Source organism: Agrobacterium sp. GW821-FHT02D03 (assembly GCF_059421725.1).
The window spans coordinates 1,650,743-1,675,070 of the sequence record NZ_JBWKVN010000001.1 but is presented as its reverse complement, the minus strand read 5'-3'; the positions used below and the strand labels follow the sequence as shown (position 1 = coordinate 1,675,070).

Sequence of the window (24,328 nt, the reverse complement as noted above, 5' to 3'; positions counted from 1 at the left end):
TTCTTGTATCGGCAACTGAAGCGTTTCGGCATGGTTTTGCTGGCGTCGCTCGCACTCATGTCTTTCAGGCTTGGACCTGAAACGGGCGAGCGAGACCGGCTGATCTATGACGTGCGGGGCGCTTTCGTTGCCGCCCGGCCGGACGTCTCGCCGGAGCTTATGCAGTCGATCCATTATCAGGTCGCCAATGCCATCAACGACACAGTGAGGGTGCGTGCGCGACCCCGCGTCGTGCTGACCATCCGGCTCGAATCCTATACCAGAGGCTCCTTGCTTCTAGGCCAACGTGCCTCGGTGAAGGCCGTAGTGCGCGCAGCGGCGGTGCAGACAGGCGAGGTCATCGCGGAGGCGAAATTTACCGTCACGGCAATCGGTATCGATGCCTCGTCGATAGAGCGTGATCTGGCCTTCGGCGTGGCGGAGCGGGTGATATCCGAGTTTAAGCTGAATCGAACCGCACCATCGACGCTCGCGACCGCCCTGTTTCCCGGGAGCCGGTAAGCCCGCCACCACGCGCGTCATAGGGCGACGCCAACGACCGGCAACTCGTTTCTTCTGATGGCGATCTCGGCAAGAACGAGTGAAGACAGTCCCGCTGCAAAGAATCCGACTGCGAGGTAAGTGGTGTCGCCGCTGTAAAAGCCGCCGAAACCAACTGCAAACAGTGTGGCAACGAGGCTTGACCCCGACGCGATCAAGGATGCCCCAAACCCCGCAACGTTTCCTAGTGTCTGCATGGCGAGGGCGTTGAGATTGCCGAACAGGATACCGATCGCAAAGAAGGCGAGGGACAGCAGCGTCAAGAATACCTCGAAGGCCAACACACCCTCTGCGCAGAAAGTCGCAATCACCATCAAGAGAGACACCGCTGTTAGACCAATAAAACCGGCACGCGCCATCGTGACCACGCCAAGGCGCTGGACCAGCCTCGCATTGGTGAAGGAGGCAAGGCCCATCGCAAGAGCCAGAGCCGCGAAGTACAGCGGGAAGCCCTCGTTCACGCCGTAGGCCTCGAAGAAAAGATCCGCAGCCGTGCTGAGATAGAGGAGCTGCGCCCCGAAAACCAGTCCGGTGGCGATGATCAGCAGCGTCACGCGAGGGCTGGAGAGAATGCGCCGCGCGTTCAGGAACAGCAGGCGTGGCCGAAATGGAATACGCCGTGCCACTGGCAGCGTTTCGGGATGACGAGCAGCAACCCACGCGCCGAGCAGCACGGCGATGACGAAATAGGCAACAAACACACTGCGCCAGCCGGCTATGGCGATAAGCGCCTGCGCCAGAGCGGGAGCCAGCATTGGGACCAGGATAAACAGCGTGAACATAAACGACATCACACGCGCCATGGCATCGCCCTCGAACTGGTCACGGATCATGGCGCGGGTCGCAATCTTCGGACCCGAGACGCCCACACCTTGCAGGAACCGGCCTATGAGCACCATTTCCAGAGACTGGGCAAAAAGTGCGACGACTGTTCCGATGAGATAGACGCAAAGTCCGCCAAGGAGTGCTTGTTTGCGCCCGAACGCATCCGAGAGAGGGCCGATGACAAGTTCGCCAAAGGCCATGCCGAAGATGAACAGCGAGATCACGTGATGGGTGGAGAGTGGCGGCGCCACGCCCAGCTCCAGTCCGATCTGCCTCAGCCCCGGCAGCAAAGCATCGATGCTGAGCGAGGTGAGGGAGGTCAGCAAGGCGTAGAGAATCAGGCGGCTGCGGAATGTCATCGGATCGAGTGGAGTTCCATAAGGGAATGGGAGGCCACCATAGCGTGCCTGGCCAGAGGCGCAACGCCACTATCCCGGAGAATTGTTTGGCGGACTTAAGCGACGGTAGAAGCAACAAAAGTCGCTTTTGACCTGCGGGAATGTTTCGCAGGGGCCGATCACGAAGCGGACGTCGGATCTCCGATAAAGGCCGTCGGCGTCATCGATGTGACCTGCCGGAAGGCGGCCGAAAATGCCGCAGTGCTGGCAAAGCCGGCCTGTGTTGCCACGCGCGCAATCGACTCACCACGAGAAAGCTGCTCCATCGCCCAGACGATCCGGACCCGTTGTCGCCACGCCTTGAGCGTCATCCCCGTTTCCGTTGGAAAGAGCCTGCTGGCGGAGCGCACAGACGTCGCAGCGCGCGATGCCAGGTCGCTCAGATCAAGAGCGTTGCGATGATCCGCGATTGCAATCTCAGCCAGCCGCCGACCCAGAACGCTTTGTGGAAGAGGCAAGAAAGTTGGGGCATCCTGCGTTGCGGTCAGTTCATACAATATCAGCCTGACGACGAGCTCAGCCTTTTCCGACGCCGGGTCGATAGCGATGGCCTCATCAAGCAGGGCGCGAAGCAAAGGTGCGATCCGCGAAACGAAGGCGCGATCAGGGAAAGACGAGGGCGCCCAATCCTGCAATGCCTGCTTATGCAATAGCACCAACCAAAGCTCTGCATCGCTGAGGATGTCGAGCCGATGAGACACGCCTCCAGGGATCCACCCGACAAGCTGCGGCGGCACCAACCAAACACCCCGTTCCGTATGCACCTGCACCATGCCGGAGGCAGCAAAGATCAGTTGCGCTTCGTCATGCGTATGAAGCGGCAAGCCAGCGCCTCTTGGCTTTGAAGCACGGTGAATCGTGAAGAGCTGCTGCACGTCGGTTTGGCCTTTGCGCGATGCCATTTGGCGCCACATCGAAGAAGAAGTTGGCTAACATGAGGAATACAAGGCAATCAAGGCAAGGTTTGATAGATGGAAATGAAAACTGTCCTGATCCGGGAATACGGCTCCAACGATGTCGTAGAGGTCACAGACGTTCTCCGGCCAGAACCGGCGGCTGGTGAAGTGCTGGTCAAGGTGCACGCTGCGGGCGTCAATCCGATCGACTGGAAAATCCGCGGTGGCGCCGGTGAACGGATGGGAATGACGCTACCCATACGGCTAGGCAGCGAAGTCGTTGGCACGATAGAAACCTGCGGTGCCGGCGTCAGTCAATTTCAAAAAGGTGATGCAGTATTCGGCATGGTACCATCTGGCGCATTTTCGCAATACGCTGTCATCAACGCAGATCATCTGGTGCTCAAACCGAAAAACTTGAGCGTCGTCGAAGCCGCAGCGATCCCGCTGGCCGGGACAACCGCCTGGCAAGCACTGTTCGACGAGGCGAAACTCTCGGCAGGCCAACGGCTGCTGATCACCAACAGCTCCGGTGGCGTCGGCTCTCTGGCCATTCAATTTGCCAAGGCCCGCGGCGCTCAGGTGACCGCAGTCGCATCTGGTCGCAACGAAAAATTCGTGCGTGACTTGGGCGCCGATCACTTCATCGACTATACCCGCCAGGACTTCGAAGACATTGCCACTGACATGGATGTCGTTCTCGATACGATGGGCGGTAAGGTTTACCATCGGGCATTACAAACCCTGAGGAAGGGCGGCAAGATGATCACGGTCGTGGCATTTCCTCAGGACGAGGCCGAGCAATACAGCGTCAGTGCTAAACGATCCTTCACCGTTCCAAACGCTCTAAGTCTGAAAGAAATTGCCCGCTTGGTCGAGGAAGGGAAAGTCACGCCATATATTGATGCGGTCTTGCCTTTTGCGGACGTTCGAGACGCATTTGCAATATCGGAGGCCGGTCGCACCCGCGGCAAGATCGTTCTTACAGTCCCGGAGTAACCGCTTTCGTCTCGTATGTTGGCGCTTGAGTTCGATCCGATTCCGCCCATTTTACTATGGGCGAACTGGGCGGCACACGATATGGTCGTCGATATAGTCTGAAGATTTTTGTGCCGCGGGACCCATGCCAAGTTTAATTGTCATTATTGCTGCATTGGCGGGCGTGTCATTGCTGTGCTTGTTTGGCGTTGTTGGCCTTGCCGCATACTCTGCGGCGCAATCTCAGTGCCCCGATGGAAACGACTGTTACGACGCAAAGTTTGCGATGGTCCTCGCAGGTGTTATGGCGACGATCGGCGTCCTCTTGGCGATCCCACTCTGCAGAACCATCTGGCGTGCGCTACGCCGATCTTGAGCAATCGCGGGCTCGCTCGCGATGACTCGACTTGGAAACGCTGCCGGGCTTCCTAGATAAGTCTGATGCTGAACAAGAGGAACATCAGATGACTTCTGCACGCCGTATCGTTCTCGCAAGCAGACCCGCTGGGCAACCAGGATCTGATAATTTCCGCACCGAGGCGTTCGAACTTCCCGAGGCAGGCGAGGGCGACGTCACCGTCAAGGCTCTCTATCTCTCCCTCGATCCCTATATGCGTGGTCGCATGAGCGACGCGAAATCCTATGCAGCACCGGTTCCCGTCGGCGGCGTCATGGAAGGAGAGGCGATCTCCGAGGTCGTCAAATCCAGACACAACGACTTTTCACCGGGAGACATCGTCCGCGGCAGGACAGGCTGGAGCAGTCACGCGGTCATCAATGGCGACCAACTCCGCCGCGTCGAAACCCACGGCGCGCCGATCACCACATCGCTGGGCGCGCTTGGCATGCCAGGCTTCGCCGCATGGGCCGGACTGAAGTTCATTGGCCAGCCCAAGCCGAGTGAAACGGTCGCCGTTGCCGCAGCGTCGGGACCGGTGGGCTCGATGGTCGGACAACTGGCAAAGCTTGCCGGTGCCCGCGCCGTCGGTATCGCTGGCGGCAAGGAGAAATGCGCATTCGTGAAAAACGAGCTTGGGTTTGACGCTGTTGTCGATCACCGCTCGGAGAACTTCGAAGCGGACCTGAAAACCGCTTGCCCCGATGGCATCGATGTCTACTTCGAAAATGTCGGCGGTCGCGTGTGGGATGGCGTACTTCCGCTTCTCAACCAGTTTGCGCGCGTCCCCGTCTGCGGGCTCGTCGCACACTATAATGGCGCCGGCGCTGGCGATAAGGATCGCCTCCCGGCGACAATGTCGACCATCCTTCGCCAGAGCATCCTCGTGCGTGGCTTCATTCAGATCGAATTCGCGAAAGACCATTTCGACGAGTTTCTGGCTGAGATCGGTCCTCGTGTGGCCGCTGGCGACATCCATTACCGAGAAGACATTGTGGAGGGACTGGAAAAGGCTCCCGAGGCCTTCATCGCCATGCTTTCCGGCGGCAACTTTGGTAAGCTGCTGGTCAAGATTGCCGAATGACAGCCCGTTCTGGCATCGTGCGCCACGGCATGCGGCGCCAGAGCAACTCTGTCCCGTTGGCAGCCCCGCGCCTTGCGCAGCACCACTATTTGCTTGCACGGGCCTTTCAGATCATGTGACAAGATTTCGGAGGATCAAAGATGAAACACCTCCCAAATCGTCAAGATAGTTTGCCAGCGAAGCGGTTGAAGGTTGGCTTTGTTCTGGCCAAATCCTTCACGCTTTCACCATTTGCCTTGTTCATCGACACGTTGCGGCTGGCAAGTGACGAAACGGACCATTCAGGCCGCGTATTTGCCGACTGGCACGTGCTCGGGAGTACTAGGCATCTCATCACCTCAAGCTGCGGTGTCCAGATCGCACCGACAAGTGACTTCATCGACCCGTCCAACTTTGATTACATCGTCGTGGTGGGCGGCTTGCTACGCGTGCCCGAACCCGTCGATCACGCCACCGTGACCTTCCTGAAATCTGCAGCAGCCAAGGGCGTGAGAATGATCGGTGTTTGCACCGGCTCTTTCATTCTGGCCGAAGCAGGGCTGCTTGACGGCCACGAAGTCTGCGTCAGTTGGCTCCATTACCAAGCCTTTCAGGAGCGTTTCCCGCATCTCGTCGTGCGACCCGATCGCTTGTTTCATCTTGAAGGTCGAAGAGGGTCTTGTGCTGGCGGCAGCAGTTCCGCAGATCTGGCAAATGTCATCGTCGAGCGTCACATCGGCCGCGACGCCGCCCGCAATGCGCTGGAGGTTCTGCAGATGGATAGGGTGCGAAGCTCAAACGCGCCGCAATCCCGCCAACCCCTGAAGATGCAGGTCAAGGAGCCGCGTGTCCTCGCCTCGCTGATTACGATGGAGCAACACCTCTCCGGCGATATAAACACCGAACGGCTCGCCAAGTCGGTCGGTCTCTCCCGCAGACAATTGGAACGTCTCTTTGAAATAACGATAGGAATGCCCCCAGCCGCCGCTTACCGCCAACTGCGCCTCGAGCGAGCCTTTGAGCTTCTGACGAACACAGACCGCGAAATCACTGAAGTCGCCTTCGACGTCGGATACGTCAATCCGTCGCATTTCACCAAGTCGTTCAAGCTGGCGTTTGGTGAAACGCCATCGAGTGCCAGGGCGAGGCGAGGGGCGAAATGTGAGGAGCAGGGTAACTGAAGAGCAAATTGTAAGACTAGGAATTGATCTCGAGACCGAAGCCCGAGGCTACGTTAGATCCCGTGATTGCCGCTCAATCTCAGTTTTAAACCACAACAGACCCGGTGATGTTCCAACAGAAGCTAAGTGGACTCACCTTGTTCCTGAGCATCGATAAAGCTCACGATAGGAAATCTATGTCTAAAGGCGTGCTACGGTTCTTCTTCGACTATGGTGCCAGTGGCTGCCTGTGGGCTGGTGATGAAGCGACACTTGCTCGTCTAGATGTAGGGCCAGTTGATGCATTCACTTTCGACCTCGAAGGAAGAGTTAGTGTACGTCCGCCGCTAGGGCTTTCGGAAGTCGCTCAAACTCTTCGGGATCGGTTGGACTTCCAGCACTCCCGCTACCTCAACCCTATATATCCGCCTGATCCAAGCTTGTGGAGCCAAGCGCTTTGTGACCGATTTAATGATGACGTGGACCGTTTACTCGCGATCCTGCGCGTTGAACTCGGCAATCAATACGAGATACGTGACGAGCAAATCCGGTACGTGGAAGACCCAGAACTTAGCGAATATCTGACGCAAAATCCTACGCTGTCACCAATCACCGAAATTGAGCCCCGATCGCAGAAAGAGAAGAGTTGGTCGACGTGAGTGAGGGGGGAGTATTGCATTCCTGTCCGGTCCCAAGGTCTCAAACCCAAATAGCCTTAAGCACAAAGATCGCATAATATAGATTATGGAACTATTTTGATATGATGGCCGGCAAGCGCAAGCTTTTGCCCAATTGACGAAATTGCTCCTCAAATCTCACCCGAAGCCTCGCGGCGTCGCATCTCCAGTTCTTCGCTGTAGCGGCGCAACGTGTGGCTTTCCGTCAGCAGTCCCACCGGCCGGTTCTCCACCTTGTCGTTGACGACGGCCAGTGCTTCGCTTTCGGTGTTGTCGAAAGCGGCCGCGGCCTGGCGCGCGTTCATGGTCGGCAGAAGAACGTCGTTCTTGTAATGCAGGTATGTTTCAAGTTCGATCTTCGATGCGTCGCGCTCCATCGGGTCGGCGTAGATTTCCGGCACCAGAATCATGCCTGCATAGCGACCGTCGTCGTGAGTCATGATGACGCGTTGGGTCGAGCCGAGCGGAAACTTTTCCTTGAAGGCTTCAAGGCCCATGCTGAGGTTGGCTTTGCGGATATCGGCACGCATCATCTTGCCAACGGTCAGGTCGCGGATCCAGCCGATGTCATGCGCGCTACGAATGCTTTCTCCGCGCAGGTGAAAACGCCATGTGGCGAAGGAGTAGCCGAAGGTGGTTCGCACCACGAGCGATGTGGTGATCACGGCGGCCAGCACAAGCGCAGTGATCTGGAAATCACCGGTCAACTCCAGGGCAAGAAACGTCATCGTCAAAGGGCCACCGATGATAGCGGCAGCAAAGGCGCTCATGCCGATAACGGCGTAGACGACCGGTTGCGTGGCGCCATAGCCGATATATGGTGCGCAGATCGCAAAAATCTTGCCCAGCAGCGAGCCCATGAACAGCGACGCGAAAAACAGGCCGCCACGGAAGCTCGATCCGATGGAGACCGCACTGGCCGTCGCCTTGAGCAGAAACAGCCCCACAAGACCAAACAGTGTGATGTTCGCATCGAGATTGAGATGCAGCGCGCCATGGCCACTGGACAGCACCTGCGGTGAAATCAATGCCAATGCGCCAACCACGAGACCACCGAGTGTTGGGCGAAGCCAAAGTGGAATGGCGCTTTTGCGTGCGGTCTCCTCGATGAAGGATACGGCCTGCATCAGAACGATGCCGATGCCTGCGCACACAACGCCGAGGAAGATGGCCGGCACATAATCCGTCGGCGTCACCGTACTGGAGCCAACAACATCGATATTGATCCCATGATGTGAAACGAGACCTGCCACGATATTCGCCACCAGCGCTGAGACGATCAGCGGTGCAAGCGTGACGATCGTATAGGTGCCGATGATCAACTCGATGGCGTAGAACGTACCCGTCAACGGCGCGTTGAAGGCGGCAGCAATGGCGCCGGCGGCGCCGCATCCAACAAGGATGCGCATGTCCCCTCGCCTCAGCTTCAAATTAAGACCGAGCTTCGACGCGACGCCACTGGCGACCTGCGTATAGCCGGCCTCAAGGCCGACAGAGGCGCCAAAGCCGTTGGAGACGATGTTCTGCACGCAGACGATGATACTGTCGGTCAAGGACAGACGCCCGCCATGCAGCGCATTGGCCTCGATCGGGTCGACCATCGGCTTCTTGCGGGTTCGGGAGAGAATGAAGAGAATCAAGCCGAGAACGACACCGCCAACCACTGGCCCGGCCAGCACGATCCAACCGGTGAGATTGCTGCTGCTCAGCCTCTCGACCCCAAAAACGAAAACGTGAAGCGCCGTGCTCAGCGCGCCAATCAACGCAACGAGAAGACCTGCGGCGGCACCCACGAGGATTGCGAGAATGACGAGCGCAAGTTCGCCACGACGGAACAGAGCACGCAGTCGACCGCTGCGGATATTGTCGAAAAAGCTCGCCATGCTGGGGGCGCGGAAGGGCTTGGTCGACATTGCATTCCTCTGTTGCAGCTACAGGCGCTCGTCCGCCGATTCCACTTCGAAACGCATCTGATCATAGCCGGGTTCGACGTGGTCCGGCGTTTCCCGCAAGACGGTTTCATAATCCAGTGGCGTGTGCATATGCGTCAATATCGCGTGCTTGGCGCCAAGCATTTCGATCCAGGCGAGCGACTGCTCAAGCGAAAGATGGCTGGGGTGATAGCGATACTGCAACGTGTCGATGACAATCGTGTCGAGATTTTGAAGTTTCGCTACGGATTCTGGTGGAAAATCACTGACATCGGTGCAGTAGGCCACATCCCCGATGCGAAATCCAAGCGAGATGATATCGCCATGTTGCTGCAGGTGCGGCGTGATCCGCAGACGACCACCCTCGCCGTCGATGACGATGTCCTGATCCAGATCCTCGATCAGATGGGGTTCAATGATCGGCGGATAGTTGCTGCCGACGGGCGTCTCAAGACAGTAAGGAAAGCCGTCGCGAATGCGTTGCATCGTGTCCGGCTCGGCATAGATCGGTATCCGGCTTCCGGAGGTGATAAAGTAGCCGCGCATGTCATCGATCCCGTGCAGATGATCCGCATGATGATGGGTGTAAATCACGGCATCGATCGTCTTGACCCCGGCAGCAATCATTTGCTCGCGAAAATCCGGACCGGTATCGACAACGACCGTCGTTACACCGCCGTCTGGCGCGATCTGCTCGATCAGGAACGCGGCACGGGTGCGTCTGTTTTTCGGGTTGGTCGGGTCGCAGGCACCCCAGTCTCCATTGATGCGCGGAACGCCAGGAGAAGACGAGCAGCCAAGAATGGTGAAGCGACGCCGGTATAATGCCAAGGATCAGACCTTTGTCATTTTCGAAAAACAGCGAAACGCGTTGTCCGTGGTGATCTCGGCCATTTTCTCGTAGGAGAGGCCGTGAACCTCGGCCAGTACCTCAGCCGTGTTGACGACGTAGGATGGCTCGTTGCGCTTCCCACGCCAGCGCTTCGGCGCAAGATACGGCGCATCCGTCTCCACCAGCAGCCGGTCCAGCGGAACGGTCGCGGCGATATCGCGGATGTCCTGCGACTTCGGAAAGGTCAGAATGCCGGAGAAGGACACGTAGCCGCCAAGCTCGACACCAGTCTTTGCAAGATCGGGACCTGCAGAGAAGCAATGGAGAATGAAGGGGAAGGCCCCCTTCCCGCTTTCCTCGCGCAGGATTGCGATCATGTCATCATCGGCGCTGCGGCTGTGAATGACGAGCGGGAGCTTGGTGATACGCGCCGCTTCGATGTGGCGCCGCAGGCCGGTTTTCTGGTCTTCCGGCTTCTGCGTATCATAGAAGTAATCCAGACCCGCCTCGCCGATCGCCACGATCTTGTCATGGCTGTTGGCAAGCCGCACGAGGTCGTCCGTTAAAATATCCAACTCTTCGTCGGCATTGTTCGGATGCGTACCGACCGAACAGAAAACGGACGGATATGCCTCTACGATCTTCAACAGGTCGGGTAAGCGCCGAACACGGGTCGAGATCGTCACCATCTGGGCAACGCCCAACGCATGCGCGCGCGCGATGATGTCGTCGCGCTCGGCATCAAAATCGGCAAAGTCCAAATGGCAATGGGTATCGATCAGCATGCTGTGCTTCACGCCTCCGGCGCCACATAACGCGGGAAGACCGGCTTTGGCGCCTCAAGCGGCGTACCGGGCACCAGACGGCCAGCTTCTCCAAGCGCCGCGAAATCCCGCTTGTCGGCAGGTGAAGCCACGAGATCGAGAAGCTTCTCGCACGAAGCCGGCATGAAGGGCTGCAGCAAAATGCCGATCTGGCGCACGACTTCCGCCGTCACATAAAGCACGGTGCCCATCCGCTCCGGATCGGTCTTCTTTAGCGCCCAAGGTTCCTGGCTGGCGAAATAGCGGTCCGTCTCGGAAACAACAGCGATAATCGAGGCCAAGGCCTTGTGGATCATCTGCTTGTTCATCTCGTCGCGGCAGCTTGCCAGAAGCGCGTCGGCCGCAGCAAGCATGGCCTTATCTTCATCCGTGAAAGCGCCTGGTGTGGGGATCTGCCCATCGCAGTTCTTGACGATCATGGAGAGCGAACGGCTGGCGAGGTTGCCAATACCATTTGCCAAATCGGCATTGATGCGGGTCGCAATACCCTCCTCGCTGTAGCTGCCATCCTGGCCGAACGAGACTTCGCGCAGGAAGAAATAGCGTACCTGATCAAGGCCGAAATGGTTTACCAGATTGACCGGGTCGACCACATTGCCGAGCGACTTCGACATCTTCTCGCCCTTGTTGAGCAGGAAGCCATGCGCGTAGACCCGCTTTGGCAGCGGCAGCCCCGCGCTCATCAGGAAAGCTGGCCAGTAGACGGCATGGAAGCGGATAATGTCCTTGCCGATGATGTGCACATCAGCCGGCCAGTATTTTGCCCGCGGGCCATTTTTGTCTTCAATATAGCCGGTCGCGGTAATGTAGTTGGTCAGCGCATCCACCCACACATACATCACATGCTTCGGATCGTTCGGCACCTTGATGCCCCAGTCGAAGGTCGTGCGCGAAACGGAAAGATCCTTCAGACCCGATTTGACGAAGGAGATGATTTCATTTCGGCGCTCGGCCGGACCAATGAAATCGGGATTCTCCTCATAGTGCTTCAGGAGCTTATCCTGGTACTCGGAGAGCTTGAAGAAGTAGCTTTCCTCCTCGACCCACTCCACCGGCGTGCCTTGCGGCCCGTAGCGAACGCCATCGGCGCGCACCTCGGTTTCGTCCTCGGCGTAATAGGCCTCGTCGCGGACCGAGTACCATCCCGCGTAGCTATCCTTGTAGATGTCACCGGCATTTGACATCAGGTTCCAGATGTTGCGCGACGTCTCGTGGTGACGCTCTTCCGTGGTACGGATGAAATCGTCATTGGAGGCATTCAGCAGCTTGCCCATCTCGCGAAACTGATCGGAATTGCGCTTCGCCAGTTCTTCCGGCGAAATGCCTTCCGCACGCGCCGTCTGCTGCATCTTCTGCCCGTGCTCGTCGGTGCCCGTCAGAAAGAACACATCCCGCCCATCCAGACGCTGAAACCGCGCCATGGCATCCGTCGCGATCAGCTCATAGGCATGGCCGATATGAGGCTTGCCGTTTGGGTAGGAAATCGCGGTGGTGATGTAAAAAGGGGTCTTGTCTGTCATGACGCTCGATCGGCTTTACGGTCTGATTTTTGAGTTAGACCGCTTTAGCCTATTGTTCGCACAAGCGAAAGCAAAAGCGTAGCGGACTATCACTGGCGGCTTAGAGACCCCAACCTAACTCACGAAGCCGTGGACCAAAAAATGCGAATGCCTCGTGGAAAGTAACATGCCAATCGCTGCCCAACGGCTGCTCAAGCGGATGCCAGAAGTAAGAAAACGTATGACCGTGATCATCAGCGGTCACATGATTCCACGAATCTGGCAGCGACCTTTCCAGATGGCCAAAAAAGTGCCAAGAAACGCTGCCCGGACCGATAAGGCTCGTACCCAAAAAGATCATAGGAGAACCGACGATAAGGCCGCTTTCCTCCTCAAGCTCGCGCTTGGCAGCGTCCTCCAAGGTCTCGCCCTGCTCCACCGTTCCCTTGACGAATTGCTTGCCCGCCGATGGATGGATGAAACCGAGCACTTGCCAACCGCTTGAGGTTTCACGGCAGACGACCGGACAGACTTTCTCCATGCGCACCTCTGTCGCACCAAACGAGAACAAATTATCAAACCGAGCGCATATCTTCCAGAATGGAAAGCACCATCTGCTTCTTGTCGAGATTGTAGGCCTGCGCAATCGTAATACGCTCGGAGAGCGAGGACGACAGGCGCGCCTGGCGCTCGGCGCCCCTCAGATCACCGGCGATGGCCGCGGCTTTGGCGCGGTGCATCAGCTCTTCGGTCGCGTGTTCCATGAAAAATCCGAGAATGATGTCGCCATCCTTCTGCGCCAAAGCATCGGCCAGCTTGTGCATCTGCTTGCGCGCCGAAGGCCCTTCCGCCCTCATCACGGCGTTGAAGACATCGACGATATCGGAGCCGCCATAATTTACGAGCTTCAGCGCTTGCGCGACGCTGCCTTTGGAGGCTTGTAGCAACGCCTCGCGCTCGTCGCCTGCGACACTCAGCCCGAGATTATCAAGTGCACGCTCCATGGCGCTGTCAGCCAAAGGCTGGAGACGCAGGGGCATGCAGCGCGATCGTATGGTCGGCAGAAGTTTGCCGGGCGCATGGGACAGCACCAGAAACATTGCCCGTTTCGGCGGCTCTTCCAGGATTTTCAGGATCGCGTTGGCAGCGTTGCGGTTGAGATCATCCGCCGGGTCGATGATGACGATCCGCCAGTTGCCAGTGCCCGACGTCTGCGAGAAAAAGTGCCCTGCCCGCCTCACCTCATCTACGGTGATGGCAGACTTCGTCTTTCCGGTCTTTTCGTCGACTGGCCGAGTCAGGTGCAGGAGATTGTGCGATGCACCCGATGAAATCTGCCGGCTGACGAAAGAGGATGGCTCAGGATCGACAATCTGGTCGGGCGCCTCCGCCGGATCGGGATGGGTGAGAACATGATTGGCAAAGCGAAAGGCGAGCGTCGCCTTGCCAATCCCTTCCGGCCCTTCGATCAGAACGGCATGGTGCCCTTTGCCAGAGCGATAGGACTGCGCCAGAAATTGCTCTGCCTCTTCATGACCGAAAAGGCGCGTATTATCCTGAGGGGCAATGGCACCATCAAGAACGCCGGGCGTCTCACTCATTTTGCCACATCCGGAAGATGGTCAAAACGCTCCAGCAACGGCTCGACCATGGACAGAACGTCTTCCGTCACCCTCTCTTGCGGCTGCTTGGCATCCACGATCCGGCAACGCCGGGGCTCGTTCAGCGCAATATCGAGATAGGCTTCGCGCCGCTTTTCATGCGTTTCCAGCTCTTCCTTCTCAAACCGATCAGGTGCCGCGCCATCATCGGCGCGCTTGCGTGCCCGCGCAAGACCATCCACCGCTGGAATGTCGAAGATCAGCGTGAGATCAGGCATGGTGCCGTCCACCGCGATACGCTGCAGCGTCTCGATAAAATCCGTCTCCAGGTTTCCAGTCGTTCCCTGATAAACCCGTGACGAATCGAGAAAACGGTCGCACAGAACCACCGCCCCGCTCTCGAGTGCCGGACGGATAACCTCTTCGACATGATCGTTTCGTGCTGCGGCAAACAGCATTGCTTCCATGCGCACGCCAAACGCCTCCGCAGCCCCGGAGAGCAGCACGTGGCGAATGGCTTCAGCCCCCGGCGAACCGCCAGGCTCGCGTGTGACGACAACTTCCAGCCCACGGCTGCGCAGGGTGTCCGCCAGAATACGGATCTGCGTGGACTTGCCAGCGCCCTCGCCGCCTTCAAAGCTTATGAACAGTCCTTTTTGGGGCAATGTCTCTTCCTGATGGTCTCAGCTTTTGCTTCTTATTAGACGATATCGCTAAGGCGCGAAACCGCTTCGGCGACGCTGCGCATCCTTTTCAGGCGTGCTGCCCGCTTTTTCAGAGCCAGAAAAACAGCAGTTCTTTCAGGGCACCTGCCGCATTCTGGGTCAGCGTGCCGGGCACAACGGCCGCCGTCGTATAGAGTGGGACTTCCCGCAACAATCGTTCACCAGAGAAGATTCGAAGGGTGGCAGCGTTGAAACCCGGCTCAAGCGGCGCGTTGAGCGGCCAGTTGTAGACGATCCGCCCCGACAGCCGATCGGGGTTGTTGAGCGGCACGAGCACGCTTACCGTCTCATGCACGGCAAGATCGATGGCCGAAGCAGCACCGCCATAGACGCTGACAGTGCCGACGGTCTCGTTCTTTTGAAACAGCTCGCGCTTTTGAAACGCCGTCAGTCCCCACTCGACGACGCGACGGGCTTCCTCTTGCCGCGTCTTGTCGTCCTCCATCCCGGCAAGCGTCAGGTAGATACGGCGACCGTCTCGTTCGGCGGAGATGACAGCGGAATAGCCATGGCCCTCGGCAAAGCCCAGCCCAAGACCATCGATGCCGAGATCAGCGGCAAGAAGCGTATTCTTGTTGCGCTGAAAGATGCGGTTCCACTCGAAATCCGGCTTGGTGAACAGGCTATAGCGATCCGGATAGGTATCGCGAATATACTTGGCCAGCGTCACCATGTCCTTGGCGGTCGTCTTGTTGGCCGGGTCGGGAAGACCGGTGGAATTGGCAAAGACGCTTCCCGTCAGACCAAGCGCTTTCGCCCGCTCCGTCATCGTCTTGGCGAAGGCCGCGTCGGAGCCAGTCATACCTTCCGCCAGAATGATGCAGCCATCATTGGCATTTTGAACCACGATGCCTGTCAGAAGATCATTGATCCCGACGGAGGATTTCAGTGCTGCAAACATGGTAGACGTTCGGGACGGAGCACCACCCGTTCGCCAGGCATATTCCGAGACAGGATAAGCCGTCTCCGGCGTCACGCGCCCACTCTTCAGCGCATCCAGAACGGTTTCCACCGTCATCAGCTTCGCAAGAGAGGCAGGTGGAAATTGGGTGTTTTCATTCAGCGATAGCAGAACCGTGCCCGTTTCGGCGTCGATCATATAGGCCTGCTGCGCCTTGACGGCGAGACCACCGGATTGGGCAGATGCAGTCCCGATGCAGCAGACAAGCGCCAGCGCAACGAGGCTGAGACGCCGGAAGATTTTTGGTATCAAAGTCACCATGAAAAGCCGGCCCGCCGTCTGTTTTGCTGCTCCACGCCCGCCGGACGATCCGTAAATTGGAATCGTCCTCAGACACAGCGATTATGGGCCACAAGGCCGCCGAGGCAAAGCTCAACGCGCCTTGTTCTGCTTGTTCTTTACGTAATTCAGAATGGACTGTTCCGTCAGCTCGCCGCGCTCGACAAGAACGGCGTCGAAAACGTGAGCAGCCTTGGATGCTGGCGCTGCTTCGGAATAGGCAGAAGCGTAGCGCGGCGATGGGCCTGGAACGCGCAGGAAGTTGCCTTCCGGACGCTCGTTGATAAACGGACCAATCTCTGGAAGCGCGATGAACTGAACGTTGCCCTGCCCTCCAAAGGAAGCCGGAGCAGCACCTTCGACCAACGGCATGGCCTGTAGCGCATTGTTCTTCTTCGTGCCAACCAGTGCGGTCTGCGCCGAGCCACCGTAAGCGGGGTTGGACGGGATCGGAATATTGCTTTTCGATGCAGAGGCAACCATCACGCCGCTTGCAATCTGACCTTCAGGATTGACGCCCGGAGAGCGCGAGCCTTTTGGAATGTAGGACGCCATGAGGAATGGCATGTCGTGACCGTCAAGCGGTGCGCGACCGACATACTGCACACGAACCTTGGCAGTGCCCGTACCCTTCATGTCGAGCAGATCGGCTGTCTTACTGGAGACGTCGATCAGGCGACCCTCATGGAACGGGCCGCGATCGTTGACGCGCACGACGACAGAGGAGCCGTTTTCGAGGTTGGTCACGCGGGCGTAGCTTGGAAGCGGGAATGTGGGATGGGCGGCAGAAAGATGTTCTTTGTCGTAGGCTTCACCATTGGCCGTCATGCGGCCGTGAAAGGCGGAACCATACCAGGATGCCAGGCCTGACTTGTCGTAGCCCGGATCTTCCTTCGGGAAGTACCGACGGCCCTTGACGGTATAGGCATTGCCGACGAGGAACCGGCCACCGCCCTTGGGGACGTTGGCACCTTCTGCGATCCGCGGACTTGCCTTCACGCCATATTCCGACTCGGCGAAATATTCCTTGCTGCGCTTCGGCTTCGTTTTTGTTTCCGACGTCGTCGAACATGATGCGGTCGCGGCGCAGAGAACGGCAATGCCGACCCATTTGACGCTGACGCCAAGCTTCGTAACGGTAGACTTCAAATTCTTGCCCCGTGCTGCTTTAGACCGCGCCTGTGTACGGCCCCTCTCACACCTCGATGATCACGCCCATCACATCGAAGCACTTAACGGATGCCTAATCTTGCCCGCAACATGGCGAAAATGCGAACGATATGATCCGGAAAGCTAAAATTGTAATCAACGTGGTTAAGCAATGGTTAAATCTGATCTGGCGAGAGCGACTGATAAATAAGGCTTTTGAGGCAATTGACGCGCTGGCCCAAATGTTTATAAACCCGCGGCAGGCGAGGATGGGTGTCCGAGTGGTTTAAGGAACCGGTCTTGAAAACCGGCGTGCGGGAGACCGTACCGTGGGTTCGAATCCCACCCCATCCGCCACTTTCAAAAAAATCAAATACTTGCTGTATCACCCAAGGTGTTTAGCGTCTGCAGTCTTCTGATCAGTGCTTTCACAGCGGCTAGGCTCCACATGCTGGCGTAGCGACGCCTTGGCTTGTGTTGGAAGTTGGTGATCCGAACTGCTCTTCTTCGTGGTCTCGAATGACCGCCTTCAAGCGCGGTGGAACCTTGTGCATCGGCATATGTTAATGTCCGGCATTGGGAGAGAAATCATGAAACTTTTAAGCGCAGCGATCTGCCTCGTTTCTGTCGGAATTCTGAGTGGATGCGTGGATGACCGCGGTTACCGCAGCGGCGGCTACTATTCGGCGGGCGTTTACGACCGATCCTATGAAAGGGATCGATACTACCGCAACTACGACCGCCGCGAGTGGCGTGATCGCCGCGGCCCGCGCCGTGACTACCGCTACCGCCCACCGGTTTATGGCGGCACCCAAGAATACGGCGTTATAGTCAGGTAAACTGTACGGACTGTTGCAGTTTCAGACGTCTCAGCAGAATACAAGCCTTTAGACATCGGCGCTGATAGCGCGCTTCGCGGAGTAGCAAACGCTAGATGGCCGGAGATGCGATCTGATCAATCGCCTCCCCGGCCATTTGCCATTATCCAAAGGGCTTTAACAGCACCAGGCTGATGCTTTCCACACACGATCTCTATTCTGCAATTTTGAGTCGTTCAGTCCTTTCGTGAGGCGATCAGACTAAGCAGTCGGCGGCATCTGCAGCACCCTCAAGCCATGGCATGGACCACATCTCCGGTCGTGCCCCACAAGCTTGGAGCCTACCCGCAATTCGCCCCCAGATTTAGGTTGTTCATCCGTCGCACCTCGACGTCCGCCGCCAAGGATGAGCGGCAAAATGAGCCGAAACCGGATGACAGTTCAGGCTCATCGAGGTGGGTCACTTCCAGCTTCGATAATCTCCAGCCGTGCAACCAAATGGTGCGTTTTGATCGCCGAAGCGTTTTTGCAATTGGGCGCATCCCCACTTGTTGATTGGACCCGGCATGAGGTTGTTGATGTCCATCGCCGGTGACGTGAATTGTGACGGCGCGGCGGTAACGTACCAAAGCCAATAGCCCCCGAGTCCGACGATCATCAGCAGGATGATGATGCCGAATGCCTTGAGTCCCTGCAGGGTGGAAGCGCCAGCGGATTTTTGAGGCTGGGTTCCTGTCGCCCGCGCGCCTTCCGACACGGGTGTATTGGCAGCGACAGCTGACAGCGCCTGTGCCCTTTCCGCATCGGTCAATTCGATCCGCTCCAACCGATCGTCCAGAAGGACTGGCAGCGGACTGTTCTCCTGCCAGGCGGCAAGCGCGATATCGTGTTTTTCGGATTGTCCGATGATGAACGGAACCTCGTCCCTACCCATCAGCGAAAAGGACTGCCGTTTGGTTTTGTCGTCGCGGATCGTGTCCGAATAGGTGAGGAAAAGGCCACCGCGTTTTTTCGTGACATTCGTGAGCGCGACCGGCAACAGCGTCAGTGGCTGAGCTTCGCCGAGCTTGGCCTTTGCCCGGAAAAATCGAACGAGTGCAAAAAGCAGGGCGATCCCGCCGAAGCCGAGAAGAACAAAAAGGATCGCCAGGGTGATAATCCTGTTCCACAGCATGTCGAGACCGAGCGAAATAGTCGCAAGCTGCGGATCGGAGCCCGAGATGAAAAGACCTGCCTCATAGTCGCCGGAGTGCATATCGACGAACATCACCTCCACGTCACTGTTGTAGTGCTTGCCCTCATAGTCGTAGGCGAGCTTGGCGTTGCAGGTGGTGAAGACAGCCTTTCGGGTTTTGCAACTACCGTTGAGATCGCCGTCCTCGATCTCCACCGGGTTCTGGCTGATCTTGTAGTCCCGGATGATTCCAGGTCCTTCAGCCCACAGCATGAAGACGGCGAGTGCCAGTAGAATCAGCGGAGAGAAGTAGTAGGCGAATGGTACGGACAACACGCCACGCTTTAGTTTTAAAGGGCGCGGAGGAAGCTTGATGTCGGGGATTGTCATGATGGCCTTTGCGCAGTTTCTGATCACAAGCGCGGCATCAATAGTTTATCAGAGATGACTAAACAACCGCGACAAGCCACTTGACCGGTCTCACCTTATCCGGATGCGCTGGCGGAATCGGTCGGGGCAGTGCGCCGCGCGGTCTGAATTGCGCTCACCATAAAAGACGTGACAAGTTTCGCACGGTCATCGGTTCTGGTCGCTATGGCGATCGGTGCGCGCGGTGATTGCCCGGCGATCGGGCGGTAGACGGCGCCATCGCTTTTGATCGAACCAACCGAGCGCGGCACGATCGAAACGCCAAAGCCTGCGGCAACCAGCGGGATAATGGAAACGATCTGCGACGCCTCCTGGCCGAGCTTGGGGCTGACGCCTGCCTCGTTGCAGGCGGAGACAATGCTGTCATAGAGGCCAGGTCCGATGTCTCGGGGGAAAAGAATCAGATTCTCACCGGCAATGGCGTCGAGCGGCACCGCGTCATGGTCACGCAAGGCATGATCGGCGGGCAGCGCGATCACCATGTCTTCATCCAGACAGGCGCGAACGGAGAGCAACCCATCCTCAAGGACCGGCGGGCGGATGAAGGCCACATCCAGCCTCCCTTCCCGCAGGCCCGCAAGAAGAGCGGGCGTATTGCTCTGCTCCGGCGACAGCACAACATCTGGATAGGCTGAACGATAGGCGCGAATGATGAGCGGAATTGCCGGATGAAAATAGGTGGCACCTGCAAAGCCTAGACGGAGGCGTCCCGTTTGGCCCGCCGCGTGGCGCCGCACCTGAGTGAGTGCGTCCTCGAAGCGCGCGACGATATCCAGCGCAGTCTCCTGAAACACCCTCCCCGCTGCCGTCAACTCCACGCCCTTGGCGTGTCGGGTGAAAAGCTGTGCGCCCACCGTTTCCTCAAGCTGACGAATCTGCATGCTGAGCGGCGGCTGGCGAATGCCGATCTTATCTGCCGCGCGGGTAAAGTGCTTCTGCTCCGCCACGACAAGGAAATAGCGAAGCCGCCGAATATCGATGTCATCCAATATCATATATGAAAAAGCCTCTGTTTATATATTGGAAATTAGATCGAAATGCTCCCAGCTTTCAAGACAGACACCGATGCAAAGCAGAGAAGGAGATATCCATGACCATGACCGTCGCTGATCTACTGGCAGAAACCCTCGCCGATATCGGTGTCGAACGCATCTGGGGCGTCACTGGCGATAGCCTCAACGGGCTGAACGACAGCCTGAGGCGGCTTGGAAAAATAGAATGGATGCATGTGCGTCATGAAGAGACCGCTGCCTTTGCAGCGGGCGCCGAAGCGGCAGTCACGGGCAAGCTCGCCGTCTGCGCCGGCAGTTGCGGCCCGGGCAACCTGCATTTGATCAATGGCCTGTTTGACTGCAAGCGCAACCACGTTCCGGTGCTGGCGATCGCGGCTCACATCCCCTCCTCCGAAATTGGTCTCGGCTATTTTCAGGAAACCCATCCGCAGGAACTGTTTCGCGAATGCGCGGATTTTGTCGAGCTCGTCTCCAATCCTGCACAGATGCCGGGCGTCCTTAATCGCGCGCTAAATACGGCGATCGGCCAGAACGGGGTTGCCGTGCTTGTCATTCCGGGCGATGTCGCTCTCGCCGATGCGCCCGTCTCGACAGTCCCACCTCAGGCCGTTCCGGCCCTGCCCCGCATCCTTCCACGCGGAGAGGAGATCAGCCGCCTTGCCAATCTGCTGAATGAGGGCAAGGCCATCACCATTCTCGCGGGCAGCGGCTGCGCTGGCCATCACGATGCCGTTGTGGCGCTTGCGAATGCGCTGAAAGCCCCGGTGGTTCATGCGCTGCGCGGCAAGGAACACGTCGAATGGGACAATCCCTTCGATGTCGGCATGACCGGTCTGATCGGCTTCTCGTCCGGTTATCACGCCATGGAAAATGCCGACACGCTGGTGATGCTCGGCACCGATTTCCCCTATCGCGCTTTCTACCCGACCAAGGCGCGGATCATTCAGATCGACCGCGATGCGGGCGCGCTGGGAAAGCGCGCGACGCTGACGCAAGGTCTGGTCGGCGACGTTGGCGAAACGATCTCCGCTCTACTGCCGCACTTGAAGCCTCGCAACGACGCGCATTTTCTCGAAGCTGCCCGCGCCAATTATCTCAAGGCGCGCGAAGGATTGGACGATCTGGCGAAACCCTCTGGGGCCGGCCAACCGATCCATCCGCAATATCTGGCGCAAAGGATCAGCGAACTTGCGGCAGAAGACGCGATCTTTACCGCCGATGTTGGTACCCCCACTGTCTGGGCGGCACGCTATCTGGCGATGAATGGCAAGCGGCGTCTGCTGGGCTCCTTCAACCACGGCTCGATGGCAAATGCCATGCTGCAGGCCATCGGCGCCCAGGCTGCAGCCCCCGACCGGCAGGTCGTGTCACTCTCAGGTGACGGCGGCTTCACCATGATGATGGGCGACTTCATCACGCTGGCGCAACTCAATCTGCCGGTCAAAATCGTCGTCTTCAACAATGGCTCGCTCGGCTTCGTGGCGATGGAAATGAAAGCGGCCGGCTATATCGATACCGGCACAGACCTCGAAAACCCGAATTTTGCCGCCATGGCCAACGCCATGGGCATCAAAGGCATACGCGTCGAAGAATCCGTCGATGTCGACTGGGCTTTGAGTTCCGCCTTTGCCCATCCAGGACCCGTGCTGGTGGATGTCGTGACCGCAAAACAGGAACTCGTCATGCCGCCGAAGATCAAGGCCGAACAGGCCAAGGGCTTCAGCCTCTATATGCTAAAGGCCATCATCAGCTGCCGCGGCGATGAGGTGGTCGAACTCGCACGTACCAATCTGCTGAGGTAAGGGAGACGACCGTGAACGAGACACGCGTCCGCGACCTGGCTTTTGTCCTGCGCTGCTCGGGGGCCGCGACGCTGTCCTATATTCTGGCGGAGGCGGCCGGGCTTCCTCATCCCGTCTGGGCCGCGATGTCCGGCATCATCGTCGGTCAGGAAAAGCTTGGCGATACGCGCCAGGCCACCATCGGGCGGTTTGCCGGCACCCTGCTCGGCGTGATCATCGCCGTTGTCATCGGAACGGCGGCGCAAGGCTTTGGCATCGGTCCTGTAGCGGAAATTGCCATTGCCGTCGCGCTCGCAGCCGTCATCGTGCGACGCTATCCATCCTTGAAGGTTTGTATGTGGACCTGTCCCATCGTTTTCCTGACAACCACGGCTGAGACGCCGCTTTGGGAAGTTGGCATGTATCGAGGCGCAGAAGTTTTGCTGGGGAGCGCTGTCGGTGCAGCGCTACATGCCATCGCGGAACAGATTATCTGGATGCGTTATGGCCGACGCTGAACAGCAAAGACGCCGTGGTAATATCCGGTTGAAAGGCAGATGGGCGCTACCTCATCTTCGACGGGCCGCCCGCCGGCTGGAATTGCGTGCCGTCGGCCTGCTCCCCGAGCAATTCAGCGGCGAAGAAGGTGCGCGCGCCGCACTCGCTGTCGGAGCGCCGTTGATCATCGCGCTGACAACCGGTCAGCCCGCACTCGGCTGGGCGGTCTTCGCTGCGTTCTGGACATGCCTTTGCGACGGACCAGGTCCTCATGCCATGCGCCGCCGCACCCTTGGACTTTTCGTCCTGATCGGCACCATCCTCGCCTTTGCCGGATCCTGGGGCGCATCAGCGGGGATGGAAGCTGCTCTCGCCGTCGGCCCTGCCCTCGTCTTCGTCGCCATACTGGCTGGTGCTGCCTTCTCCCTCGACGGTTTGCTCGGGACCCTACTCGCAGTGGTCGCCGTTGTTGCCGTTGGCTTTCCGCACCCGGCTCCCGCCGCCGCAGCACAGTCGCTGACATTTCTGGCCGGGGGAAGCTGGGCCTTTCTCCTCATCAATCTGTTCTGGCGGATCGATCCAACGGCATCGCTCGACCGCAACGCGGGCGCGGTCATTGCACGGCTGTTCGATATGGCAGCAGATCTGGCCGCGATCGGCGATCACGACCATCGTGATGCGCAGTGGCACAGTGAACATGCCGAGCACAGACGCGCCGTGCGCATGGCGATGGAGCGATTGAGAACGGTGCTGGCTCGGCACCCGGCAGACGCGCGTCAATACCACAATGCGCTCCGGGCAACAGAGATCATCTTCGGCGCCCTCGTCGCCTTGGACCACGCCTATATCCACAGATTGGGGCCGACAACGGAGCGCGCGGCAACAGCGCGCGCGTTCGCCACCGCCCTGCTCGGAGTCCGCCTTTCTCTGCGAGGCGATGTCCGTCAGAAAAACCTCCTTCGCCGCGGCATCGAGCGGCTGGACAGGACAGCCAAACATCTGACAGACGATCTCATGATCGGCTGCGTGCTGGCGCTTAAGAACGCGTTGCGCGTGCTTGAAAAACCGGAGCAATCCAACGAGGCCTTGGCAGCACCGCCACATCAGATCGCTCCAAACTGGAAGGACCGCATGAGGGGTGCGCTGCGGCTGGGCTTACGCCAGGCTGCGGGTGTCATTGGCGTCTACTACATCGCCATCATCTTTCAGCTGGGTTATCCCTACTGGGCAACAATGGCGCTGATCGTCTGCCTTCAGGGCGGCGCTCGCGTGACATGGGCGCGATCGCTCGAACGCATTTTCGGTTCCCTGCTCGGTGGCTTTCTGGCTCTGGCGCTGCTCTCTGTCACGCAGCACCCCGTCATCTTGTGCGTGCTGGCAATCCTGCTTGCCAGCGTCACGATTTCGCTGCGGGCGGTCAATTATTCCATCTTCGTCGTGGTCCTGACCATGCTCTTCATCATCGTCACCGATATGATGCATCCGGGGAGCGGTGTTGCAGCAGCGCGTGTGGTGGACAACCTGCTTGGCAGCATCGCAGCACTGCTGGCCGTGCTGGTTCTCTGGCCGGATTTCGGACCGCCGCTCCACACGTTGATCGTGAAAGGCCGGGAAGAAAATCGCGCCTATCTGGAAAGCGTCACAGCCGGAAGACCTGTGCTGGATGTCCGTACCGCACAACGCGCCGCAGGCCTGGCGAGTATCGATGTCGAAGTTGCGCTGCACGACCTCAGCGGCTTGCGATACCGCCGCCATCGACTGAACGAAGGTGACCAGTCGGCTCTGCGTGAGATGCGCAACCTTGCAGGAGAGGCAGCGGCAGCCTGGCACAGGCGGCTTGCAAAGGACCATGTGACCTGAAACCATTCCGTCAACGAGAA

The 24,328-nt window shown here is 58.4% G+C and carries 23 protein-coding genes and 1 tRNA gene; 11 read left to right on the top strand and 13 right to left on the bottom strand.

The window, feature by feature from the left end; translation table 11 throughout:
- Positions 1–3: 3 nt before the first annotated feature.
- Entirely contained in the window at positions 4–501 is a 498-nt protein-coding gene (locus tag AC07U5_RS07815; protein ID WP_111850660.1) for a hypothetical protein, read from the top strand.
- Between the two features lie 17 nt (positions 502–518).
- On the opposite strand, the gene AC07U5_RS07810 is transcribed toward AC07U5_RS07815, so the two are convergent.
- Positions 519–1,724 (bottom strand): MFS transporter, encoded by a 1,206-nt coding sequence (locus AC07U5_RS07810; protein ID WP_494722692.1) that lies wholly within the window; start codon positions 1,722–1,724, stop codon positions 519–521.
- Positions 1,725–1,882: 158 nt separating this feature from the next.
- The gene (locus AC07U5_RS07805; protein ID WP_494722691.1) at positions 1,883–2,665 is read right to left on the bottom strand and encodes an AraC family transcriptional regulator; all 783 of its coding nucleotides are present in this window, start codon (positions 2,663–2,665) and stop codon (positions 1,883–1,885) included.
- Positions 2,666–2,734: 69 nt separating this feature from the next.
- Here AC07U5_RS07805 and AC07U5_RS07800 point away from each other — a divergent pair, with 69 nt between their 5' ends.
- From AC07U5_RS07800 to AC07U5_RS07780, 5 genes are all read left to right on the top strand, one after another.
- Positions 2,735–3,658: an NADP-dependent oxidoreductase gene (locus tag AC07U5_RS07800; RefSeq protein WP_494722690.1), complete on the top strand. Its 924-nt coding sequence runs from the start codon at positions 2,735–2,737 to the stop codon at positions 3,656–3,658.
- Between the two features lie 443 nt (positions 3,659–4,101).
- On the top strand, positions 4,102–5,118 hold the full coding sequence (gene curA / locus AC07U5_RS07795; protein WP_494722689.1) for an NADPH-dependent curcumin/dihydrocurcumin reductase: 1,017 nt from the start codon (positions 4,102–4,104) through the stop codon (positions 5,116–5,118).
- On the top strand, positions 5,115–5,237 hold the full coding sequence (locus tag AC07U5_RS07790; protein WP_494722688.1) for a hypothetical protein: 123 nt from the start codon (positions 5,115–5,117) through the stop codon (positions 5,235–5,237). Before curA ends, AC07U5_RS07790 begins: the two co-directional genes overlap by 4 nt.
- 21 nt (positions 5,238–5,258) lie before the next feature.
- The gene (locus AC07U5_RS07785; RefSeq protein ID WP_494722687.1) at positions 5,259–6,278 is read left to right on the top strand and encodes a GlxA family transcriptional regulator; all 1,020 of its coding nucleotides are present in this window, start codon (positions 5,259–5,261) and stop codon (positions 6,276–6,278) included.
- Between the two features lie 107 nt (positions 6,279–6,385).
- Positions 6,386–6,916 carry a hypothetical protein gene (locus tag AC07U5_RS07780; protein WP_494722686.1) on the top strand — a complete coding sequence of 177 codons (531 nt, stop codon included), beginning with the start codon at positions 6,386–6,388 and terminating at the stop codon, positions 6,914–6,916.
- Between the two features lie 149 nt (positions 6,917–7,065).
- Here the strand turns inward: AC07U5_RS07780 and AC07U5_RS07775 are convergent, their stop codons facing one another.
- The 9 genes from AC07U5_RS07775 to AC07U5_RS07735 all read right to left on the bottom strand — a co-directional run bounded on the left by AC07U5_RS07775 (position 7,066) and on the right by AC07U5_RS07735 (position 16,735).
- Positions 7,066–8,847: a chloride channel protein gene (locus AC07U5_RS07775; protein ID WP_494722685.1), complete on the bottom strand. Its 1,782-nt coding sequence runs from the start codon at positions 8,845–8,847 to the stop codon at positions 7,066–7,068.
- A gap of 18 nt (positions 8,848–8,865) precedes the next feature.
- Positions 8,866–9,696, bottom strand: a complete 831-nt coding sequence (locus tag AC07U5_RS07770; protein ID WP_494722684.1) for an MBL fold metallo-hydrolase — start codon at positions 9,694–9,696, stop codon at positions 8,866–8,868.
- Between the two features lie 3 nt (positions 9,697–9,699).
- The gene (locus AC07U5_RS07765) at positions 9,700–10,482 is read right to left on the bottom strand and encodes a TatD family hydrolase (protein WP_494722683.1); all 783 of its coding nucleotides are present in this window, start codon (positions 10,480–10,482) and stop codon (positions 9,700–9,702) included.
- A gap of 8 nt (positions 10,483–10,490) precedes the next feature.
- On the bottom strand, positions 10,491–12,041 hold the full coding sequence (gene metG, locus AC07U5_RS07760) for a methionine--tRNA ligase (RefSeq protein WP_494722682.1): 1,551 nt from the start codon (positions 12,039–12,041) through the stop codon (positions 10,491–10,493).
- A gap of 100 nt (positions 12,042–12,141) precedes the next feature.
- A complete protein-coding gene (locus tag AC07U5_RS07755; protein ID WP_494722681.1) occupies positions 12,142–12,561 on the bottom strand; it encodes an NUDIX domain-containing protein in 420 nt (139 codons plus the stop codon).
- Positions 12,562–12,595: 34 nt separating this feature from the next.
- Positions 12,596–13,621, bottom strand: coding sequence for a DNA polymerase III subunit delta' (locus AC07U5_RS07750; protein ID WP_494722680.1), 1,026 nt, complete (start codon positions 13,619–13,621; stop codon positions 12,596–12,598).
- Positions 13,618–14,286: a dTMP kinase gene (gene tmk, locus AC07U5_RS07745; RefSeq protein WP_494722679.1), complete on the bottom strand. Its 669-nt coding sequence runs from the start codon at positions 14,284–14,286 to the stop codon at positions 13,618–13,620. The genes AC07U5_RS07750 and tmk overlap by 4 nt, the downstream gene beginning before the upstream one ends.
- A 109-nt stretch (positions 14,287–14,395) precedes the next feature.
- On the bottom strand, positions 14,396–15,568 hold the full coding sequence (locus AC07U5_RS07740; RefSeq protein ID WP_494722678.1) for a D-alanyl-D-alanine carboxypeptidase family protein: 1,173 nt from the start codon (positions 15,566–15,568) through the stop codon (positions 14,396–14,398).
- Between the two features lie 111 nt (positions 15,569–15,679).
- Complete coding sequence (locus AC07U5_RS07735) at positions 15,680–16,735, bottom strand: septal ring lytic transglycosylase RlpA family protein (protein WP_113179663.1); 1,056 nt, start codon at positions 16,733–16,735, stop codon at positions 15,680–15,682.
- A gap of 267 nt (positions 16,736–17,002) precedes the next feature.
- Here AC07U5_RS07735 and AC07U5_RS07730 point away from each other — a divergent pair.
- Together AC07U5_RS07730 and AC07U5_RS07725 are read left to right on the top strand one after the other, a co-directional pair.
- A tRNA-Ser gene (locus AC07U5_RS07730) sits at positions 17,003–17,092 on the top strand.
- A gap of 233 nt (positions 17,093–17,325) precedes the next feature.
- Positions 17,326–17,574 carry a hypothetical protein gene (locus AC07U5_RS07725; RefSeq protein WP_112519110.1) on the top strand — a complete coding sequence of 83 codons (249 nt, stop codon included), beginning with the start codon at positions 17,326–17,328 and terminating at the stop codon, positions 17,572–17,574.
- A 439-nt stretch (positions 17,575–18,013) separates the two neighbouring features.
- Here the strand turns inward: AC07U5_RS07725 and AC07U5_RS07720 are convergent, their stop codons facing one another.
- A complete protein-coding gene (locus AC07U5_RS07720; protein ID WP_494722677.1) occupies positions 18,014–19,117 on the bottom strand; it encodes a hypothetical protein in 1,104 nt (367 codons plus the stop codon).
- A 95-nt stretch (positions 19,118–19,212) separates the two neighbouring features.
- The gene (locus AC07U5_RS07715) at positions 19,213–20,151 is read right to left on the bottom strand and encodes a LysR family transcriptional regulator (protein WP_494722676.1); all 939 of its coding nucleotides are present in this window, start codon (positions 20,149–20,151) and stop codon (positions 19,213–19,215) included.
- Between the two features lie 95 nt (positions 20,152–20,246).
- Between AC07U5_RS07715 and poxB the strand changes: the two genes are divergently transcribed.
- The 3 genes from poxB to AC07U5_RS07700 are packed head-to-tail and all read left to right on the top strand — an operon-like array spanning position 20,247 to position 24,308.
- On the top strand, positions 20,247–21,971 hold the full coding sequence (gene poxB, locus AC07U5_RS07710) for a ubiquinone-dependent pyruvate dehydrogenase (RefSeq protein ID WP_494722675.1): 1,725 nt from the start codon (positions 20,247–20,249) through the stop codon (positions 21,969–21,971).
- 11 nt (positions 21,972–21,982) lie between these two features.
- Positions 21,983–22,468, top strand: a complete 486-nt coding sequence (locus AC07U5_RS07705) for an FUSC family protein (RefSeq protein WP_062437454.1) — start codon at positions 21,983–21,985, stop codon at positions 22,466–22,468.
- On the top strand, positions 22,455–24,308 hold the full coding sequence (locus tag AC07U5_RS07700; RefSeq protein WP_494722674.1) for an FUSC family protein: 1,854 nt from the start codon (positions 22,455–22,457) through the stop codon (positions 24,306–24,308). Before AC07U5_RS07705 ends, AC07U5_RS07700 begins: the two co-directional genes overlap by 14 nt.
- The last annotated feature ends 20 nt before the right edge of the window (positions 24,309–24,328 follow it).

Bases quoted from the DNA above. Each gene is read 5' to 3' on its own strand.
- AC07U5_RS07800 (WP_494722690.1), top strand. From the start codon at position 2,735: ATGGAAATGAAAACTGTCCTGATCCGGGAATACGGCTCCAACGATGTC.
- metG (WP_494722682.1), bottom strand. From the start codon at position 12,041: ATGACAGACAAGACCCCTTTTTACATCACCACCGCGATTTCCTACCCA.
- AC07U5_RS07790 (WP_494722688.1), top strand. From the start codon at position 5,115: ATGACAGCCCGTTCTGGCATCGTGCGCCACGGCATGCGGCGCCAGAGC.
- AC07U5_RS07780 (WP_494722686.1), top strand. From the start codon at position 6,386: ATGTTCCAACAGAAGCTAAGTGGACTCACCTTGTTCCTGAGCATCGAT.
- AC07U5_RS07715 (WP_494722676.1), bottom strand. From the start codon at position 20,151: ATGATATTGGATGACATCGATATTCGGCGGCTTCGCTATTTCCTTGTC.
- AC07U5_RS07805 (WP_494722691.1), bottom strand. From the start codon at position 2,665: ATGGCATCGCGCAAAGGCCAAACCGACGTGCAGCAGCTCTTCACGATT.
- curA (WP_494722689.1), top strand. From the start codon at position 4,102: ATGACTTCTGCACGCCGTATCGTTCTCGCAAGCAGACCCGCTGGGCAA.
- AC07U5_RS07775 (WP_494722685.1), bottom strand. From the start codon at position 8,847: ATGTCGACCAAGCCCTTCCGCGCCCCCAGCATGGCGAGCTTTTTCGAC.
- AC07U5_RS07785 (WP_494722687.1), top strand. From the start codon at position 5,259: ATGAAACACCTCCCAAATCGTCAAGATAGTTTGCCAGCGAAGCGGTTG.
- AC07U5_RS07720 (WP_494722677.1), bottom strand. From the start codon at position 19,117: ATGACAATCCCCGACATCAAGCTTCCTCCGCGCCCTTTAAAACTAAAG.
- AC07U5_RS07765 (WP_494722683.1), bottom strand. From the start codon at position 10,482: ATGCTGATCGATACCCATTGCCATTTGGACTTTGCCGATTTTGATGCC.
- AC07U5_RS07810 (WP_494722692.1), bottom strand. From the start codon at position 1,724: ATGACATTCCGCAGCCGCCTGATTCTCTACGCCTTGCTGACCTCCCTC.
- AC07U5_RS07740 (WP_494722678.1), bottom strand. From the start codon at position 15,568: ATGGTGACTTTGATACCAAAAATCTTCCGGCGTCTCAGCCTCGTTGCG.
- AC07U5_RS07750 (WP_494722680.1), bottom strand. From the start codon at position 13,621: ATGAGTGAGACGCCCGGCGTTCTTGATGGTGCCATTGCCCCTCAGGAT.
- poxB (WP_494722675.1), top strand. From the start codon at position 20,247: ATGACCATGACCGTCGCTGATCTACTGGCAGAAACCCTCGCCGATATC.
- AC07U5_RS07725 (WP_112519110.1), top strand. From the start codon at position 17,326: ATGAAACTTTTAAGCGCAGCGATCTGCCTCGTTTCTGTCGGAATTCTG.
- AC07U5_RS07755 (WP_494722681.1), bottom strand. From the start codon at position 12,561: ATGGAGAAAGTCTGTCCGGTCGTCTGCCGTGAAACCTCAAGCGGTTGG.
- AC07U5_RS07700 (WP_494722674.1), top strand. From the start codon at position 22,455: ATGGCCGACGCTGAACAGCAAAGACGCCGTGGTAATATCCGGTTGAAA.